The organism is Streptomyces sp. a15 (genome assembly GCF_059026085.1).
This window is the reverse complement of sequence record NZ_JBWLKM010000214.1, coordinates 1-1807: the sequence shown is the minus strand read 5'-3', so window position 1 is coordinate 1807 and position 1807 is coordinate 1. Positions and strand designations below refer to the sequence as shown.

The 1807-nt window shown below is 70.3% G+C and carries 2 protein-coding genes; both read left to right on the top strand.

Annotation, left to right across the window (positions count from 1 at the left end; genetic code table 11):
• On the top strand, window positions 1-789 hold the full coding sequence (locus AC5P09_RS51700; RefSeq protein ID WP_493880591.1) for an electron transfer flavoprotein subunit beta/FixA family protein: 789 nt from the start codon (window positions 1-3) through the stop codon (window positions 787-789).
• Between the two features lie 53 nt (window positions 790-842).
• On the top strand, window positions 843-1805 hold the full coding sequence (locus AC5P09_RS51695; RefSeq protein ID WP_493880590.1) for an electron transfer flavoprotein subunit alpha/FixB family protein: 963 nt from the start codon (window positions 843-845) through the stop codon (window positions 1803-1805).
• Window positions 1806-1807 lie beyond the last annotated feature (2 nt).

The following is a 1807-nucleotide window of genomic DNA, read 5'->3' as shown; positions in this document are numbered from 1 at the left end:
GTGAGCTTGAGGATCGTTGTCACTGTGAAGTACGTGCCCGACGCCACTGGCGACCGGCACTTCGCCGATGACCTGACCGTCGACCGGGACGACGTGGACGGTCTGCTCTCCGAGCTGGACGAGTACGCGGTCGAGCAGGCGCTGCAGATCTCCGAGAACTCCGATGACGACGTCGAGGTCACCGTCCTGACGGTGGGTCCCGAGGACGCCAAGGACGCGCTGCGCAAGGCGCTGTCGATGGGTGCGGACAAGGCGATCCACGTCGAGGACGACGACCTGCACGGCACGGATGCGATCGGTACCTCGCTGGTGCTGGCGAAGGCGGTGGAGAAGGCCGGCTACGACCTGGTGATCTCCGGTATGGCGTCCACCGACGGCACCATGGGTGTGGTGCCGGCGCTGCTGGCCGAGCGGCTGGGGGTGCCGCAGGTGACGCTGCTGTCCGAGGTGTCCGTGGAGGACGGGGTCGTCAAGGGCCGCCGGGACGGCGACTCGGCCACCGAGCAGCTGGAGGCGTCGCTGCCGGCGGTGGTGTCGGTGACCGACCAGTCGGGTGAGGCGCGCTACCCGTCGTTCAAGGGCATCATGGCGGCCAAGAAGAAGCCGGTTGCGGCCTGGGACCTGTCCGACCTGGACATCGAGGCCGAGGAGGTCGGTCTGGAGGGCGCCTACACGGTCGTCGACTCCGCGGCCGAGCGCCCGGCGCGTACCGCCGGCACGATCGTCAAGGACGAGGGCGAGGGCGGCAAGCAGCTCGCCGAGTTCCTCGCGGGCCAGAAGTTCATCTAGCCCCAACCCCCTCACCGCCCCTCAGACTTCGCAATCCGCAGGAGAGCATTCCCATGGCTGAAGTTCTCGTCTACGTCGACCACGTGGACGGCGCCGTCCGCAAGCCCACCCTGGAGCTGCTGACCCTGGCCCGCCGCATCGGCGAGCCGGTCGCCGTCGCCCTCGGTGCCGGTGCCGCCGACACCGCCGCCGTCCTCGGCGAGCACGGCGCGGTCAAGGTCCTCACGCACGAGGCCGCCGAGTACGCCGACTACCTGGTCGTCCCTAAGGTGGACGCCCTGCAGGCCGCCTACGAGGCGGTCTCCCCGGCCGCCGTGCTGGTGCCGTCCTCCGCCGAGGGCAAGGAGATCGCCGCCCGCCTCGCTCTGCGCATCAACTCCGGCATCATCACCGACGCGATCGACCTGGAAGCCGGCGACGAGGGCCCGGTGGCCACCCAGTCGGTGTTCGCCGCGTCCTTCACCACCAAGTCCCGCATCGCCAAGGGCACCCCGGTCATCACCGTCAAGCCCAACAGCGCCGCCGTGGAGGCCGCCCCGGCCGACGGTACGGTCGAGGCCCTGGCCGTCACCTTCTCCGCGCAGGCGACCGGCACCAAGGTCACCGCCCGCACGCCGCGCGAGTCCAGCGGCCGTCCGGAGCTGACCGAGGCCGCGATCGTGGTCTCCGGCGGCCGCGGTGTCAACGGCGCGGAGAACTTCGCGATCATCGAGGCCCTCGCCGACTCCCTGGGCGCGGCCGTCGGCGCCTCGCGTGCCGCGGTGGACGCCGGCTGGTACCCGCACACCAACCAGGTCGGCCAGACCGGCAAGAGCGTCTCGCCGCAGCTGTACATCGCCTCCGGCATCTCCGGCGCGATCCAGCACCGGGCCGGCATGCAGACCTCCAAGACGATCGTGGCGATCAACAAGGACGCCGAGGCCCCGATCTTCGACCTCGTCGACTACGGCATCGTCGGCGACCTCTTCGACGTCGTCCCCCAGCTCACCGAGGAGATCAACACCCGCAAGGGCTGATC